Genomic DNA, 16850 nt, shown 5'->3' with positions numbered 1-16850 from the left:
TAATTATTCTGCTGTCGCCAACCTCGAAAGAAGCAATTCTTTCAATTCCGTTAGCTTTTGGTTTTCTTTAATAAGAATTGAATCATATTCATAAAACGGTATTATAATATTTTCAAACTTTTTCAAATCCTGTTTAGACGGATATGGAATTGTGAGTTCCTTTAGGTCAGCTATTGTAACATGTCCTAACCCGGTTGTTTGTTTGCCCTCTGCAAGTCTGACAAACTCTCTTTTTAATTCTTTGAGCAAATAATACACAAAGAACTTACTATGTTGCTTTTCAAACTCTAATTTGAAAATGTGCTGATTTAACAAAGCATCTCCTCCAAACCATTTAAATACTTCTAAACTTGTTTCAGGATTACCAGACCAAGAATAAAGCATATCTCCATTCGTAATTTTATACTTATCAACAAGTTGTTTTAATGTAAAATCAGTCTGTCCTCCAATACCATTTTTTAATTCAGCTATTTTTATGATTGGCAATCCAGCTTTTTTAATATCAAAATCGCTTTCTTTAAATGGAGCACCATTAATGAAGTTTGTGGTTTCATAAACTGATCTAATATTCCACCCCTCAGGCAAATTCTCCATATCTATTCCTTCCACAAACCACTCCCTATATATCGCCTGTGCGGTTTCTTCGAGTTTTTGGATGAGTTGTTGGTTGAGGGCAATCCGGTTTTGGATGACATTGTATTCCTTGACGATTTCTCTTTGTTTGGTGATGGAGGGAATGGGCAGGAGGGTATTGCACATTTCTTCCCAATCGAAAATTTCCCTTGCGCTTCCGTGACTTTTAAACCTTGCATACCTGTCAAACTCCGGTCTGCGAAACCACATCATCAAATATTCCGGATCAAGCTCATTGGAGTCACTAACCTCAAATGGGGTATAGGCTTGCGAAACAAGCATTTTGTCATACTTCTCATTGAGAGCAATTGCAATTTTATCCCCACGTCTTGAGGTATCTGCGATATAGGTAAACTGATTTTTATAAACAATTTTATATGTAGACATGTCAGTTCCGACAAGATTTGCTATGGTGGGAAAAAATACCTTTGAAACACTCAGACCCATTAAGGGCAAATCCTCTAATTCTCTATTCCTTTCATCGACTAGCCGAATGAATTTACCCAATGGTTTATAGTTTGATTTCATAACCCAATTCTTTAAATACGGCTAGTAAATCATTTTTGGAATCGGCTTCGGCCTTTAGCAGGTCTGCAAACTCACTTTGCAGGGTATTCATCTTTTCATCAAAATCAATGTTCTCGTCCCGGTTTACAAATTCAATGTATTTGCTTGGAACTAGGGAGAAATCTTTTTTGACGACTTCTTCGAAGGATGCGGAATAACAGAATTCGGGGATGTTTTCAAAAACAGAATCCGACTCGGCCTGCCATTGGTGGAAAGTGCTCGTCACTTTTTGGATGTCATCATCTGAAAATTGGGTGTATTTCTTTTCAAAAGGTTCCCCCATTTGTCGCAAATCCATAAAAAGGATTTCTTTCTCCCGGTCGCGGTACATTCGGGTTTCATCGCCTACAGTTTTTACTTGGGCTCTTTTATTCTTGTTGACTATCCAAAGGGTTACGCTGATATCAGTGGTATAAAACAGATTTCGTGGCAATACCAAAATCGCTTCCACCAGATTATTTTCAACCAGTTTCCTGCGGATTTTGTATTCTTCACCTCCGCCACTGAGTGCACCGTTAGCCAGGATAAAACCCGCGATCCCGTTTTCGGATAGCTTCGATACCATATTCAAAATCCATCCATAATTGGCGTTACTTTTTGGCGGCACATCATAGCCTCTCCATCTTGGATCGTCTTTCAGTTCATTTTCTGCCCGCCAGTCTTTTTGGTTGAAAGGAGGGTTTGCCATGATAAAGTCTGCCTTCAGGTCCTTATGTTGGTCGTCGGCAAAAGTATCCGCAGCTTTTTCTCCCAGATTACCGCTGATACCCCGTATAGCCAGGTTCATCTTGGCCAGTTTGTAGGTGGTGTTGGTGTATTCCTGTCCATAGATCGAAACCTCTTTTTTATTGCCGTGGTGTGCTTCGATAAACTTGATGGACTGCACAAACATACCTCCCGAACCACATGCCGGGTCATAGATAATCCCTTTGTAGGGTTCGATCATTTCTGCTATCAGGTTGACAATGCTCTTGGGTGTATAAAATTCCCCTTTGCCCTTTCCTTCGGCAAGCGCAAACTTGGATAGGAAGTATTCATACACTTTGCCTACCACATCCTGCTTGGGGTCCTTGAGGGTATCGATGTCATTGATAGTGTCTAGAAGGGAAGCAAGCTTGGTAATGTCTAGCCCCAAGCGGGAAAAGTAATTATCGGGCAAGGCACCTTTCAGCGCTTTGTTGTTTTTCTCAATGGTATGCAGGGCAGTGTCTATGAGGAGGGCAATGTCATTTTGCTTTGACTTTTTGATCAGAAAACCCCAACGGCTATTTTCTTCCAAAAAGAAGACATTGCTCATATTGTAGAAATCGGGCATTTCTATGTATTTCTCTTTGCCTTCAGCGATCAGTTTGGCGCGGTGGTCCTCAAACTTGTCGCTGGCAAACTTCAAAAATATCAGACTCAATACGACGTGTTTGTATTCGGCAGGTTCTACGCTGCCTCTCAGTTTATTGGCAGCATCCCATAGGGTGACTTCAATGGGCTTATCTTGGATTTGCTTGGATACTTTTACTTTTCCCGTGGCTTTGTTGGCGGGATCTTCCTTTAGTTTGGGCATTATCTTTACTTATTGGTCACAGATTTGTATTCTGCTAATTTAGTCGATTTACTACCTTTAATCCTATCCCGTGATCAGGGTATTTTTAATAAAAAGGAATGCTTAAAAAGGAATTTTAAACAGAAGAGGAGGGAAATATCAGTAGACATCCTATAACAAATTGGCAATACCTTCACCTAGCGTAAAGGGTTGGAGGCATCGACATCCTGAATCTGAGGTACAGCCTGTCCCGATTTTTCGGGAAATATGAAGGATCTCCTATCATTTTAAAAGTGTCTATTGTTAGATTTCAAAATCAACTTTTTCCCTTTCTCTCAATCTATTAAGGACTATTTCCCTCAACTCAGCAAAAATCCCCTTTTGGTCTCGTTTTTACTTTTCACTTATCTGCCAAAATTCAGGCTTCAGTCCGGTTTTTTCAGGGTTGGTCCAGACTTTTTATCCTAGGTGTATGGCCTGATCTACTTTTGGATCATCATTAACACACAAACAAAAACAAACCAATTATTTACAAACAAACTACACACAATGAAAAAGTCAATGTTAACCATGGTAGCTCTAATGAGCCTAGGACTGCTGACCGCTTTCGGGCAGGAATCAAAATCGCAAACGGTAAAGCCTGTGGGCTTTTATGGATCAGTAATTAATGAATACATTTTTACTAAAAACTCCTCTCCGGTAAGAAGCCACTACAGCATCGGTACCGAATTGGGATTGAGATTCCAGGATAAGGTGTTCTTCGGGATTTACTACACACAGTCCATCGTACCGGTTGATCTTTGGAAAGAAACCCCCAACAATGCACTGGATATGAAGCAGGTACATTACGGGTTGTCCGGCAGTTACGTTCAGGATTTCGGAGGTCTTTTCTATGGAAAAGTTGGTTTGAGAGCCGCATATGCCGACATCAAGCAAGACTATACCATTACAAAAGAAAATGGAACTGTGGTCAACAAAGCAGAAAGCCGAACCAATTCGATCGCACTTTCACCTGATCTGATAGTGGGCGCACACCTCAACCGCTGGTTGGATATTGAAGTAGGTGGTACCTACCGATACAATGTCAGAAACCAGGAAAAGTGGGGTATCTCGACCGAAGATTTCAATGGCTGGGGCGGTACACTTTCCTTAAAAGCGAAATTCTAAGTTTCTCCACCAACCAACTTGGCCAGCTCGGAAGAGCTGGCTTTTTTAATCCTGAAAAATGAAAAATCTTGAGATTAAAGAAATCCGGCTTGATGATGTGAAATGGATTGATGGTTTAACCACACCACCATCCACCTACAAATGTGCTCATCATTTACTGGATTCAGAAAAGCTTTCTCCTTTGGTAGACCCGGGCAGCGCCTATTCTCTGTTTTCATTAATAAATGATGGCAAATGGTTGGGTTGGATCGGATTGTATCCCGTATTGGATCCATTTGGAAGACTTGGAATCTCGGAAATTCAATTTGGCTTTGACCCAATTAAGGCAGACTGTGAATGCATTCTCATAGCAATTAATTTCCTCCTTATCAAAGCACGAAGCCTCGGATTCTGGTCGTGCTTGATCCATCTGAAAGAGAACTCTGAGCTCATACCCTTTTTGTTCAATTCTGGATTCAAAATTTTGGGTCAGAAAAGTACCGATACGAGTACATATACTGAAAACGGACTCCTGATCCTAGAGAAAAGACTCAATTGAACTTAAAAAACTTTAACTGCAAAATGGTACATATAGAAACTATGATCCGAATCTATGCGCCTTACGAAAAAGTGTGGCACGTTCTAACTGATTTTGAATCTTACCCCAGCTGGAACCCATTCATCAGGTTCATCTCAGGAGAACTGAGAGAAGGTCAGAAACTGCTTGTCAAAATCTGCCCATCCAATGAAAAAGAAATGTCATTTTCTCCGATGTTAATTAGAACTTTGCCCGGCAGGGAACTTCGGTGGTCCGGAAAATTCCTGTTCAAAGGACTCTTCGATGGAGAGCATTACTTTGGGCTGGAGGAAATAGATGAAAACACCACCCTTTTTGTACATGGGGAATATTTCTCCGGACTTTTGGTGGGATTAATGTCTTCCATGCTGGAGCAAACCAAATCGGGTTTTGATCAGATGAATCAAGCCCTGAAAAAAACATGTGAGTGTTAAGTAAAATAACAGTCCGATTCAAAACGAGCCTTGAAATTTTGTAAAAATGAAAACATCGATTGAACCCATGAATCCCAGCCATTGGGAAGATGTATCAACCATTTATGCTGAAGGAATTCAAACTGGAAATGCCACATTTCAACTAGTCATTCCTACCTGGCAAGAATGGGACAAGGATCATCTTAAAAAGTGCAGGTTGGTGTGCCTTTTTGAAGGGAAAGTTATAGGCTGGGCAGCTTTAACTCCCGTATCGGGAAGATGTGTTTATGCCGGGGTGGCTGAGGTCAGCGTCTATGTAGCTGAGCGGTTTCGAGGAAAAAAGATCGGGTTTCAATTATTGGAACAGCTGATCAAGGAGAGTGAAGATGAAAATTTCTGGACATTACAATCCGGTATCTTTCCTGAAAATTCCGGAAGTATTAAAATTCATGAAAAGCTTGGGTTTAGAATAGTGGGATTTAGAGAAAAAATCAGAAAAATGAACGGAAAATGGCGAGACACCCTGCTCCTTGAAAGGCGAAGCAAAAGAATCGAGGCTGATTAAAATGGCCTTAACGTATCCTTTGACAAAACTTTTAGATTCATAAAAAAGCCAAATCAGTTGAATTGTGTTTTGGTCTAACTTCATAATTAAAAAAGCTCCTTTCTGGAGCTTTTTGCCTTATAAAACCTTTCAAAAATGAAAATAGAACTTGACAATGGGATCAATTTGGTACCCCTGCATCTTGGTCACACAAAACACCTGTTTGAGATTTTGACTGCTAACTGTAGCCATTTTTCTCCGTGGTTACCTTTTGTGAATGAGCTTCATAGCATCGAACAAACTGAAAAATTTATCCGTGAAGCACAGGTCTTATGGGAATCAAAAAAAGACTTTTCCTTTGCTATTCTCGAAAGCAATCGCGCAAGGGGATTGATTTCGGCAAAAGAACTGAACTGGATCGAAAAATGCTCCGAATTGGGCTATTGGCTTGACCCGGCACTTCAAAACCAGGGTGTGATGTCCCATGCCATCAATCACCTGGTCGAATTTCTCACACGGGAATTGGGCTTTCAAACCTTTTGGATCAAGTGTGCGGAAGGTAATCTCCCCAGCCAACGGGTAGCCAACAAAGCCAAATTTGAATTGGTGGGGATAGAAAAAAGACGTGATGAGGAAAAAGAGGAAGTCTTTCTTACTTATCTCCGTAAAGAGAAGACTGGTGAAGGATTAATCCCTGCTTATCCCTAATCATCCGAACGAGAATTTCTCCAGTTTCCGGATTGATTTTTTGTTGTACTGCTGAGAATCCCATTTTTTCGTAAAAACAGATTCCTTCTTGATTTATGGCAAAGACTTCTACCAAAAGAACGGGAAAATTCACCGAGACAAATTGCACCAACTCCTTTCCTATTCTCTGATTTTGAAATTTAGGATGGACAAACAATCCGCCTATTTCATTGCCCAAAAGTGAAATAAACCCCAAGCTCTATCCTTCTTGATCTTTCCAAATCCAAGTTTCGCTTTTGGGAAGGTATTCGCTGACTATTCGGGTTTCTTCCTTCAGGAAGAAATCAGTCTTAAGGAATGGGTAAGCATGGCTTGCGCTTAGCCTCCAAATCTGGAGGATATCAGAAAGGTCTGAAGAACTGTAGGGATGAATATTTTTCATAAGAACCAAAGTGCTGTAAGTTGAATTGGAAATAAAAACTCCCTCCTGAAACAAGAGGGAATTAGTCATTTTCTTTACCAACTTAACTTTATGATTTTTTTGTGAAATGAAGGTTTCTGAGCCTTCCTACATCCTTGATGAGGAATCCTATAACCTTTCCTTTGGGATTCATTTCCCATTCGATAATTCCAAGTTCCCGTGTTCGGAAAGTATTTCCCTCAATCGCAAGGAGCTCTACTTCTCGAAATCCTGCATATTGAAGTAAGGTCTCAGGCAGGACCAGAAAAAGCTTGCCTTCTTTTTCTTGAACCTCGTAGGTCACATCTAGGCCCTTGTTTTCATAGTGACCGAGGAGCTGGCTTGGAGTGGGACTTTGAGCTTTTTGCCGGTTAGGGTTCAGTTTTTCTGCAGGATCTACTTTTTTCCCTTGTATAAGTTCAAGCGTCATAACTCCATTTTTTTGGCGGAACGCAACCTGTCCGTCAAATTCCCGGAAAAAAAACAGGCTGTCTGATTCAGGGACTAGCTGAAAAGGAGGAGCGTCAGGCAAGTACATATACAATCCACCTTTATCCTGCTTGATCTCAAACTGAGCACCATCCCAAAAGCGATATTCCCCAACATATTTTTGAGTGACTACGGATGTAAGTTCAATTTCCGTGTGAGCTATTTTCTTCGTGGATAGAGCAAATTCCGCCGTCAGGTATCTGGCGATGGAATGAGCTATCGCGCCAGGACTTTTTGGAAGTTTTTCTGAATTAGACAGAACGCTGATTCCCAAGTCAAGCTCAGGAATGTAAATCACATAAGAGGAATAGCCCGGTACCCCTCCTCCGTGAGTCAGAGTTTGTAAGGTATTGATTTCTCCTTTTTCCAAACCAAAGCTGTAGTCCACAGGTCTTCCTGATGGTAACTTATAAGAACTGGAAAACATCGGGAAGGAAAAATGTGATTCTGCATGATGGGAAAGCAATAAATACTGCATCCACCGCATCAGTGAAGGAAGATTAAGATAGATATTGGATTCGCCGGTGATGGTGGTTTTCTCGGGGAACTTTCGTTCAAATCCACCTTCCACTGGTTTATAGGGGTAAGCAAGATTCGGGATATCCTTTCCCGACTTATCCAGTACCCACCCCTGGATACCCATTGAAGGGAACAAAGATTTTTCGAAAAAATCAGAATAAGAAAGGCCAATTTGAGCTTCGATCAATTGACTAAGAAAGAAGTATCCAGAGTTGGAGTAAAGGAAATCTCCTCCTGGCATGAAGTTTAGCTTTCGGTATTTGGAATGAAGTCGAAGTTCTTCCCTTTTTCCCCAATCTGATTCGAGGGATAGGCCTGCAAAGACACGGAGATTATCTGAAGATGGAATTCCTGAAGAATGGTGCAGGAGTTGCATAGGAGTAATTCGCTCGGAATAGGGAAAATCGTTTAGGTATTGAACGATGGGAGTGTTTAGATTCATTTTTCCCCGATCCCGAAGGAACAATATCCCAAATGCGGTAAAATGTTTTGATACAGAAGCTAAGTTAAATTGGGTAATATCAGAGATGGGGATTTTATTTTCAAGATCTGCGAGACCATGGTAATGTTCGAGAAGAATCTCGCTTCCTCTACTGATTCCCAAAGCAAATCCAGGTTCGTCTGAACTTGGTTTGTTGCCTATCAGGGAGTCAAGTATGCTGGCATTAATGGGTGGAAGTGTAGAGTAGTCCTGCGCCCAACCCAGTTGAGCTGCGGATAGGCAAAAGATAAGAAATAGGAGTTTTTTCATAATAGAGGGTTAGTTTAGATAATGAAATACGTGATCAGGTGAAAGCCCATGTGTGTTAGGATAGCCAGAATCAATCCATATCTCCAAAAGGCATAGCCAAAGCAAAGCCCTGCCCAGAAGTTTCCGCCAAGAATGTAGATGAGTGTCCAGATACTTGGTGAAGGCACCTCATTGAAAATTGCAGGAAGGTGGCCCGTGGCAAAAAGCATGGCTGTAAGGAAATTTGAAATCCAAAATTGGACATGGGAGTTGGGGCGGTTGATTTCCTTCAATATCCAAAGCAACACAGTCATTACCCCATACCTCATGAGGATTTCTTCCGTGATTCCCCCGTAAAGTATCCGTGTCCAAAAAGGCAAGCCCGGCCCATTGATTACTTCCCTGTAGGCAGAACCAAAACCCCGGTAAGTGCACAAATAGATGAGTAACACACCAAGTGCAGAGACTGTAGTCAGAACCAAAAATGGTTGAATCAGGGACTGAAAGACGGCCACTAAGGGTTCACCTTGTTTTGAATCAAGAATCGGTAGCTTCACACCTGCGGCTTCTTTCAGGAGTGTGCCTATCGTGATACTGATAATCAGAAGAATGATGGGATTAACCAACGTAATCCACCGGACTGTGGCGGGATCCATTTCCAATCCAGGGGAAAGGGAGGGTGGAGAAACGCTCAAAAGAGAAGCTATACCCACTAAACCCATTCCGAAAAGGCTGACAGCAATTCTGAGATTTGATGACTTTCGCATAAAAGATTAATTCTTCGCGAAGCTAAATTTACTCAAGTCCACGGGCTAATTTCTCCAGATGAGTGCCTGATTTATCCTACCCAACCCTTAAAAAACCGTGATGAATCCATGTCTATTTTTCTTCAATCAAAGGAATTCGGGCCACAAATAAATCTCCTTCCTGACCGAATTTGGGGGAATCTGAGGAAAGGATGAGGTATCTCTTTTGGATATTTTTTAACCCCAGCCCCGTCGATGGAGCAAGATTGATCCGAACTTGAAGGGAGTTTTTGACGACCAGATAATGGCCTTCGATTCCGATAAGAATTTTCAGAGGCTGGTCTTCGGATATTTTGTTGTGCTTGACAGCGTTTTCAATCAGGAGCTGCATGGTCAGCGGAGCAATTTGCATGGAATGGAAGCGCTCAGGAATATCAACCTCAAGTTGGATTTTCTCTTCAAAACGGATTTTTAGTAAGAAAACGAAGGAATATACAAAATCCAGTTCCACTTCCAAAGGTACCAAGGTATTGTCTTTTTGCTCAAGCAGATACCGGTATGACTTTGCCAGCTGATCGATAAACTTCTCGGATAAGTCAGCATCCACATGGACCAAGGAACTTAGTACGTTTAGACTGTTGAATAAAAAGTGAGGGTTTACTTGTGTTTTCAGGGATTCAAATTGGGCTACGGCCATGCCTTTTTCAAGTTCTTCCCGCTGCGAAAGTATACGGTCTGTGATGTCCCGATTACTCCAAATCCGGCCCACAAGCTTTCCGTCCTGAATCTGCGGAGCCGAATAGACTTCCAGGACCTTTCCGTTATGAAGGTTGAGAGTCATGGTAAAAATAGCCTGTCGGTTTTCCCTAAGAATCTCAAATCCGCTTTCGATTTCCTCCTTGTTTTCGATTTTAGGCTGAACCAGATTACTGACTTCTTGCACACTGAGCCCGATGGGATTTTGATCCAATTCCCATAGTGTGTGGAAAATCTCATTTGCGTAGACTACCCGGTTTTCAAGATTTGCCAACAGAAAACCCTCTGCGGAGGAATCGATAATAGCTTGGTTGAATGAAAGCGATGCACGGGTAGATGCCTCGGCCTCCGAACGGGCAAGTGAAGAAGTGAGAATTTCGCTGCAGAGCCTGAGAAACCTGATGTCATCCTCCGACCAGTTTTTGGGCTCAAAAAGGGCATCATAACCGATCATCCCGACCAATTCTCCATTGATTCGAAGCGGAAGCAGCAAAATCCCGACTGTTCCGTCCGCTTCGAAAGCTTTTCGGCATTGCTCGGCTTCAGGAGGCATTTTATCCAGGGTTTTATAATTCAGGATCTTGTCAGAACTCAACTGATCGAAAGTCCAATTCAACGCATCGATGGGAATTCCTTTTTGGTAATAAATGGAAGGAATCTGATCTCCCTTTTCACTTCGCCACTCGTGGAGGCAGTTCCAGTAATTTTTTTCAGGATTCAGCTGATACACATAGACCCGGTCCACGGAGGAGAATTTTCCCATTTTTTCCAACATTTCGACTAGGGCCGAGTGGAAATCCATCCTCAAAAACGAACCAGAGATTGAGCTGGTCAATTCATAAAGTTCTTTTTTTCTTAGGATTAACTGCTCCGTTTCGTGGCGCTCGGTGATGTCTCGACAGGTAACGATCAATCCCTCAATCATGGGTATTTTTCTTCCGTCCGAGATTTTGACCTCAAGCATTTTGACCGTTCCGGTTTTGGTTTTCACACGGAATTGATCGAAATAAACCCCATTTTTCTCCTCCTCCAGAAATGCTTTAAACCGGCTTTTTACCTTTGACTTATCTTCCTCCAAAATCCAGTAAAAAGGAGGGAATTCGGTCAATTCAGGAATAGCGTATTCCAATTGGTGTTCTGCAGATGGGCTGGAATATTTGATTCTGCCGTCTGTATCCCAGACCTGCACGATGTCTTCTACATTTTCGATGAGTTGCTCAAAGTAGTTTCCTAGTCTCTCGACAGTTTCTTTTACCTGCTTTTCCCGAAGGGCCTCCAAAAAATGAATGATGTTAAAACCGGTAAACAGCACGGAAAACAGCAAAAACGAAACGAGTGTATTGATAAAAATTTCATTGTTTGCCGGAAAGGACGATTGGTAAAGTAGCTGGAAAAAATAAGCCGAAATTAACACCACCAAAAAACTGCAAATCAACCCCAAAACGGCGGAAAGAAAGACTCGCTTAAGAGGTTTTTCAAGCCAGTTGAAAAAGTTCTCTCCTAACTGAGACACCCACACGGCCGACTTCCATATCAAAAGAACAATGAAGACATTGGCCAGAAAATTTTGAAAAAGCTCCAAGGCCTTAAATACGGAGAAAAATACCTGGTTGACCAAAATGATCAATCCAAATCCTGCCGCGACGGCGATTTGAAGTTTCCAAGAATACATGGTGGTTCTGGACCGACTTGATTTGAGATTGAAAAGCGACATAAACTGAATTTCTGACTAAAGCTAAGGAAGTTATTGAATTTGAAATTACCAAAAAACCCATCCCCAAGTGAGGACAGGTCTCTTCGGTGGTAGTGGTGGTGTATTGGTTTAGTTATTCAAAATCCGGGCTTTGATTTCTGCGATAATCAAGTCGGGCTGATCCAAATGAATGTGGTGGGAACTTTGCACCTGGACATGCTTTGACTTTGGGATCGACTTGGCATACTGCGCGTGAAGCAGACTTTTCATCTGTACATCCTCCGGAGTTTCCTCCGGACTTGGCTTCAGCGCAGTGATTACAGTCACGGGTTCTAAGGGAAAATTGGATGCTTTGACCTGTTCTGCAGTTTTTAGTGAGGCAATAAATTCTCGTTTGCTTCCGTCTTCCAAACCCATTTCCAAAGCGATTTGTTCCAAAAGTTGCTCCGGTTTCATTCCTCCCAAATCAACCTCTTTCAAAGCGAGAATTTTATCTTCCAAAGTGTAGTCAATCAGAACCATTCCGGATACCAAATGTGGATACTTTCCCGCAAAAATCCTTGCATATAGTCCTCCTATAGAGTGTCCTACGAGCAGGTAGGGAGGTTCTAATTCACTTTTTTCCAACACTTTTTTTAATTCGAGCGCTAAATCCGAACCAGTGGATTGATGCCCTGCTTGAGTGGAGAGTCCCACTCCCGCACGGTCATAGGAAAGGGTCCTATAGTTTCTTCCAAGCTCATTTTGGATTTTACTCCAAGTGCCAAGCTCATCACCCAGTCCAGATAAAAAAACGATCGATGATCCGGAATTTCCTTGGATCTTAGTGTAAAGCTTATAGCCGTTCAGATCGACCCATACAATTTTTGACTTGGGAATAAATGGTTCAACATCAAAGTTTATGCTACATGAAGAAATACTAAACATAAGAAGAATTCCTGTTGCAAATAATAAAAGCGGTTTGTAAATCATAGAAGTTTGCGTTTTGTTGTTGGGTACAAATTTGACTATCCCGGTTCCTTCTTGAAATAAAAAGTCGACGAACGCCGGATATTTAAGACTGAACCTCCAAAGAAAAGATCCAAGCGTACTGAGTAGGATAAATTTTGGGAAATTTTTATTTTGCGACTCAATTGTTTGGTTATGAAAGTGGTAATTGTTGAAGATGAGCGTCTTGCAGTAGATCGCCTTAAAGGATTTTTGGAAAAATATGACGCTAAAATGGAGGTACTTGCAGATCTTCCTTCTGTCAAGAAAGCAGTCGACTGGTTTTCATCCAATCTTGTTCCGGATTTGATCCTACTTGATATCCACCTGGAAGATGGACAAAGTTTTGGGATATTCGATCAGATTTCTATTGACTGCCCGGTTATATTCATCACCGCTTTTGACGAATATTTGATCAAGGCATTCAAACTCAACAGTGTAGATTATCTTCTAAAACCTGTCAATTTTCAGGAATTAAGCCAAGCTCTGGATAAATTTAAAAAGTACCATGCCCCTATAAAATCCTTCTCTCTAGCAGATTTCCAACAAATCCTCAATCCCCTTGTCGAGCAGAAGCTTAATTACAAGGAGCGTTTTTTGGTCAGCTCTGGAAGTAAAATCCAAACTGTACCAGTTGATCAAGTGGCTTACTTTTACTCTGAAGAGAAAATCACTTTCTTGGTGAACCGACAGGGGCAACGATTTCCCTTGGATTTATCTTTGGACAAGCTTCAGGAAGTAATGAATCCGTCAATTTTTTTCCGAATCAACCGGAAATTTATTGCCAGCCTGGAGAGTATTTCTCAAATCCACAAATATTCACCAACAAGGCTTAAGTTAGGTCTATTGCCCGATCCGAAGCAGGAAGTGTTTGTCAGCATTGAACGCTATTCTCAATTTAAGGATTGGTTGGATCGGTAAATAATGGATATTATGGATCACCTCACCATGCCTCCTTTACGAATTGACCTTTTCAGCATTTTTATTTTTCTTGGATTGATGCAGGCAGTTTATTTGGGCTTGGTATATTTGGTTTTTTCCGCTAAACGGACTCAGAATTTAATACTTCAGGGATTGCTGCTTTGGGGTATAGGGGGCTTTCTTTTGGAGATTTTTATGATGTATTCGGGTTTGATTTCATATGCTTGGTTTTTGGTTGATTTCTCGGAACCGTTGGGCTTTTTGATTGGACCTTTGTTTTATGGCGTGATTCTTTGCCTGACCCGCGGTAAACTTCCTGTTAAGTTTTGGCCTCAATTAGTGCCCTTTTTTGCTTACACCTTGTATATGATTCCATTTTGGGCATTACCGGATGAAGCCAAATTTAATGCTTGGATTTCTGCCTATCACCCTGAATTCTCCCGGCTGGACTTTACCCAGCCTTATCCGAGCGACCCCCTATTGCTTCGGGAGTATGTCACCCCGCTTACTTTAATTTCAGTTGCGGTTTATGGCTTGCTTTGTCTTCGTGAGGTTTCCACGTTTTTCTCCAGCCAAAATGCCTCGATCTGGAATCCAGTTACCGAAGCGCAAAAAAGACTGCGCATTGTACCTTTTATTCTGGTAACAATTTTACTTTTTGTAACTGTCGTCAAAATCTTCAACCTGGAAGATACCGGTGACCATTGGTATGCGGCCTATATTGCATTCACGGTTTACTTGACCAGTTTTCTACACATCAGGAATTCCAATTTGGAGCATGCTGATCTGAAAATTCCTGAGAAATATCAAAATTCCAGATTAGATCCTGTGACACAGCGGGAACTCATTGAGAAAGTAAAACAGATTCTGGAACGGGACAAATCTTATTTAAAGTCTGATTTTTCCTTGCCGAATCTGGCCAAAGAAGCTAAGACCAATGTTCATTTATTGTCACAAGCGATCAATGAGGGATTCGGAAAGACATTTTTTGAACTGACTGCCGAATACCGGGTCATGGAAGCCTGCCAGATTTTGAAAAGCGAAGAAGGAGCATATCTGAAAATGGAAGAAGTAGCCGAACGGGTAGGTTACAATTCCAAATCTTCCTTCAATACCGTTTTCAAAAAGCACGTAGGAATGCCTCCTTCTGAGTTCCGAAAAACAGTCCAATCTGGTAATTAACGTTCGATTTGATAAAGTCGAACACTGATTTGATAAAATCAGTCGTCGGTAGCCTGGATATTTTTGAGTTTTGAGCCCAACAAAACCTAAAAATTCTTATGGAAACAACTACTTCTCTCCGCCGATATGATTTGGACTGGCTCAGATTCTTTGCAATTATTTTGTTATTGTTTTATCACACAGGGATGCTATTCACCAGTTGGGGATGGCATATCAAAAATGAGGAAACAAGTTTGTTATTCAATTATTGGATGATCTGGTCCCATGATTGGAGGATGCCTTTGCTCTTGTTTATCTCGGGTGCAGGTACCTTTATGGCCTTGGGAAAGCGAAGTAAAGCCCAATTTGTCAGGGAGCGCTTCACAAAATTGTTTGTCCCTTTGGCATTTGGAATGTTTGTGATCGTTCCTCCCCAGATTTATTTCGAGCGTATCGCTGAATTTTCAAGTTTTTGGGAGTTTTATCCTACAACTTTTGATTTTGATCTCTATCCTAAAGGGAACTTCAGCTGGCATCACTTATGGTTTATTGCATACTTGCTGATCTATTCGATTTTGATTTTGCCATTGTTGGCGTTTTTGCGGAAGCCTGTTTCCCAAGGTTTCAAAACCTTCATGGAGCAAATTTTTACCAAGCCGGTAGCAGCACTAATGATCCCTGCGGTAATCATATTACTCAGTCAGCTTGTACTTAAACCGTATTTTCCGAACGAAACGCACGATTTTCAGGATTGGGCATATTTTGTCTTTTATTTTCTGTTTTTTGCCTTTGGGTTGATTTTCTACAGTAATCCTAAACTTTGGGATAGTTTGGGCAGAAACCGAAAAATCTTCCTCAGTGCAGCGGTTTTAATTTTAATCCCGTTTTATGGGTCATTCCTTCATTTCAGGGGGGCTTGGAGTTTACCTATGAATCCGGACGATGTCGAGTCTTTCTTTGATGTAACTTCGATTTTTCTCAGTTGGTTTACGGTCTTGACTATCATTTCTTATGGTCAGTTTTATCTCAACCGACCCCATCCCATACTCAAATATATCAACGAGGGGCTTTATCCTTTTTACATTCTGCACCAGACAGTTATAATTGTCATTGGCTATTACATTTGTAAATGGGACTTAAGTATTTGGGCAAAGTATTGGATAATCTCGTTTGGGACTCTGGAAATATGCTTGGGAATATATTTTGGGCTGATTAGGCCTTTTAACGGGGTAAGGTTTCTATTTGGGATGAAGCCCGTAAATGCTGAAAAATCTGAAGATTTAAAAAATCATTCATTTAAAACTACTTAGTGTATATTCCAAATAAGCTTTGAGAAATATGGGAGTAAATTAGATTTCAAAATCAATTTTTTCCCTTTCTCTCAATCTATTAAGGACTATTTCTCTCAACTCGGAATTTGAAATTCTAAAAGGATGAAGAATCAGGGCTGCTTTTCGGATACAGGCCTCGAATTCTTTCTTGGCCTTGGGGATTTTGTCAGCAACACTGTTAAACTGAAGTTCGTCCACTGTGTACCCTTGGTATTCCAGTTTCCAATAATCAATGGTCTCAGGATTGGCCGGAAGCGGAATACTTCTCAGAATCCTGTCTGTTTCAAAAAATGTGGTCTGCACCGGTACAGTCACCGTCCTGACCATCGCTTCTCCATCTGTGACCACGACTTTGAAGATTTTGTCTTGGGTCATGTCCACCAAATCAAACCAATAAAGCGCCCTGACCACCAGCTTGCAGGTACCGGTAGTCGATGCATCCAATTCCTTGACAAATCCTTGCCCCACCAATTGGATCTTTCCATCCAGGACAGTGATTTCAATCGATGAAGTCAATTTCCATGTTTTGGAGACACGCATCAGATTTTTAATTTCCAAAAAAACCTTCTTGGCCTGTTTGCTGTCGATTTCAAAAATTACCATATCCTCAATTTTTCATCAAATTAAGAAATTCTAATAAAGGTGTTAATTCATTGGGACCCCTCCGACGCATATTGTCACATAATCAGGATTTCAAAATAGACATAAGATGCTAGACACAAGACACAAGACTTTGATTCCCCATCAACAATGAGAACTCGACAACGCGAAGCGACAACCCGACAACGCGCAGCACACAACAATTAGAACCACTACAACAATTACACCTGTCCGCCGTGGCGGAACTTTCCCAACCCGACCACCCGACAACAACTCCAATTCTCCCCAACCTTCAACATTTTCGACAAAGTCTCAATTGAAACCGCTGTGCGTGGGGAGGCGAAATTCCGGGC

The 16850-nt window shown here is 41.4% G+C and carries 17 protein-coding genes; 8 read left to right on the top strand and 9 right to left on the bottom strand.

The annotated features are described in order from the left end of the window. Positions 1 to 3 precede the first annotated feature (3 nt). On the bottom strand, positions 4 to 1161 hold the full coding sequence (locus NK987_RS17440; RefSeq protein ID WP_259264901.1) for a restriction endonuclease subunit S: 1158 nt from the start codon (positions 1159 to 1161) through the stop codon (positions 4 to 6). Then, complete coding sequence (locus tag NK987_RS17435; protein WP_259264900.1) at positions 1145 to 2758, bottom strand: type I restriction-modification system subunit M; 1614 nt, start codon at positions 2756 to 2758, stop codon at positions 1145 to 1147. The genes NK987_RS17440 and NK987_RS17435 overlap by 17 nt, the downstream gene beginning before the upstream one ends. Positions 2759 to 3286: 528 nt before the next feature. Between NK987_RS17435 and NK987_RS17430 the strand changes: the two genes are divergently transcribed. The 5 genes from NK987_RS17430 (at position 3287) to NK987_RS17410 (ending at position 6125) form a co-directional block, all read left to right on the top strand. Continuing rightward, complete coding sequence (locus tag NK987_RS17430; RefSeq protein WP_258423580.1) at positions 3287 to 3904, top strand: hypothetical protein; 618 nt, start codon at positions 3287 to 3289, stop codon at positions 3902 to 3904. A gap of 58 nt (positions 3905 to 3962) precedes the next feature. Beyond that, on the top strand, positions 3963 to 4442 hold the full coding sequence (locus NK987_RS17425) for a hypothetical protein (RefSeq protein ID WP_259264899.1): 480 nt from the start codon (positions 3963 to 3965) through the stop codon (positions 4440 to 4442). Between the two features lie 23 nt (positions 4443 to 4465). Beyond that, a complete protein-coding gene (locus tag NK987_RS17420) occupies positions 4466 to 4894 on the top strand; it encodes an SRPBCC domain-containing protein (RefSeq protein WP_259264898.1) in 429 nt (142 codons plus the stop codon). A gap of 46 nt (positions 4895 to 4940) precedes the next feature. Then, positions 4941 to 5438, top strand: coding sequence for a GNAT family N-acetyltransferase (locus NK987_RS17415; RefSeq protein ID WP_259264897.1), 498 nt, complete (start codon positions 4941 to 4943; stop codon positions 5436 to 5438). 135 nt (positions 5439 to 5573) lie between these two features. After that, on the top strand, positions 5574 to 6125 hold the full coding sequence (locus NK987_RS17410) for a GNAT family N-acetyltransferase (RefSeq protein WP_258423576.1): 552 nt from the start codon (positions 5574 to 5576) through the stop codon (positions 6123 to 6125). Here the strand turns inward: NK987_RS17410 and NK987_RS21490 are convergent. The 6 genes from NK987_RS21490 to NK987_RS17385 all read right to left on the bottom strand — a co-directional run bounded on the left by NK987_RS21490 (position 6070) and on the right by NK987_RS17385 (position 12469). After that, entirely contained in the window at positions 6070 to 6342 is a 273-nt protein-coding gene (locus tag NK987_RS21490) for a GNAT family N-acetyltransferase (protein WP_420839762.1), read from the bottom strand. The two genes, NK987_RS17410 and NK987_RS21490, sit on opposite strands and share 56 nt — an antisense overlap. A 21-nt stretch (positions 6343 to 6363) precedes the next feature. Continuing rightward, entirely contained in the window at positions 6364 to 6615 is a 252-nt protein-coding gene (locus NK987_RS17405) for a GNAT family protein (RefSeq protein ID WP_259264896.1), read from the bottom strand. 19 nt (positions 6616 to 6634) lie between these two features. Next, positions 6635 to 8323, bottom strand: a complete 1689-nt coding sequence (locus tag NK987_RS17400; RefSeq protein WP_259264895.1) for a serine hydrolase domain-containing protein — start codon at positions 8321 to 8323, stop codon at positions 6635 to 6637. A gap of 14 nt (positions 8324 to 8337) precedes the next feature. Then, positions 8338 to 9069 carry a CPBP family intramembrane glutamic endopeptidase gene (locus NK987_RS17395; RefSeq protein WP_258423574.1) on the bottom strand — a complete coding sequence of 244 codons (732 nt, stop codon included), beginning with the start codon at positions 9067 to 9069 and terminating at the stop codon, positions 8338 to 8340. A 112-nt stretch (positions 9070 to 9181) separates the two neighbouring features. Next, positions 9182 to 11518 (bottom strand): histidine kinase, encoded by a 2337-nt coding sequence (locus NK987_RS17390; protein ID WP_259264894.1) that lies wholly within the window; start codon positions 11516 to 11518, stop codon positions 9182 to 9184. A gap of 108 nt (positions 11519 to 11626) precedes the next feature. Then, positions 11627 to 12469 (bottom strand): alpha/beta fold hydrolase, encoded by an 843-nt coding sequence (locus tag NK987_RS17385; protein WP_259264893.1) that lies wholly within the window; start codon positions 12467 to 12469, stop codon positions 11627 to 11629. A gap of 171 nt (positions 12470 to 12640) precedes the next feature. Between NK987_RS17385 and NK987_RS17380 the strand changes: the two genes are divergently transcribed. The 3 genes from NK987_RS17380 to NK987_RS17370 all read left to right on the top strand — a co-directional run bounded on the left by NK987_RS17380 (position 12641) and on the right by NK987_RS17370 (position 15876). Beyond that, positions 12641 to 13405: a LytR/AlgR family response regulator transcription factor gene (locus tag NK987_RS17380; RefSeq protein ID WP_259264892.1), complete on the top strand. Its 765-nt coding sequence runs from the start codon at positions 12641 to 12643 to the stop codon at positions 13403 to 13405. Between the two features lie 12 nt (positions 13406 to 13417). Further along, the gene (locus NK987_RS17375) at positions 13418 to 14587 is read left to right on the top strand and encodes a helix-turn-helix domain-containing protein (RefSeq protein WP_259264891.1); all 1170 of its coding nucleotides are present in this window, start codon (positions 13418 to 13420) and stop codon (positions 14585 to 14587) included. A 98-nt stretch (positions 14588 to 14685) separates the two neighbouring features. Continuing rightward, positions 14686 to 15876, top strand: coding sequence for an acyltransferase family protein (locus tag NK987_RS17370; RefSeq protein ID WP_259264890.1), 1191 nt, complete (start codon positions 14686 to 14688; stop codon positions 15874 to 15876). 39 nt (positions 15877 to 15915) lie between these two features. On the opposite strand, the gene NK987_RS17365 is transcribed toward NK987_RS17370, so the two are convergent. Beyond that, positions 15916 to 16500 (bottom strand): hypothetical protein, encoded by a 585-nt coding sequence (locus NK987_RS17365; protein WP_258423567.1) that lies wholly within the window; start codon positions 16498 to 16500, stop codon positions 15916 to 15918. Positions 16501 to 16850 lie beyond the last annotated feature (350 nt).

Origin of the sequence: Aquiflexum gelatinilyticum, from assembly GCF_024813435.1 — a bacterium.
GTDB classification, from domain to species: domain Bacteria; phylum Bacteroidota; class Bacteroidia; order Cytophagales; family Cyclobacteriaceae; genus Cognataquiflexum; species Cognataquiflexum gelatinilyticum.
This window is presented reverse-complemented; position numbering and strand designations above follow the sequence as displayed.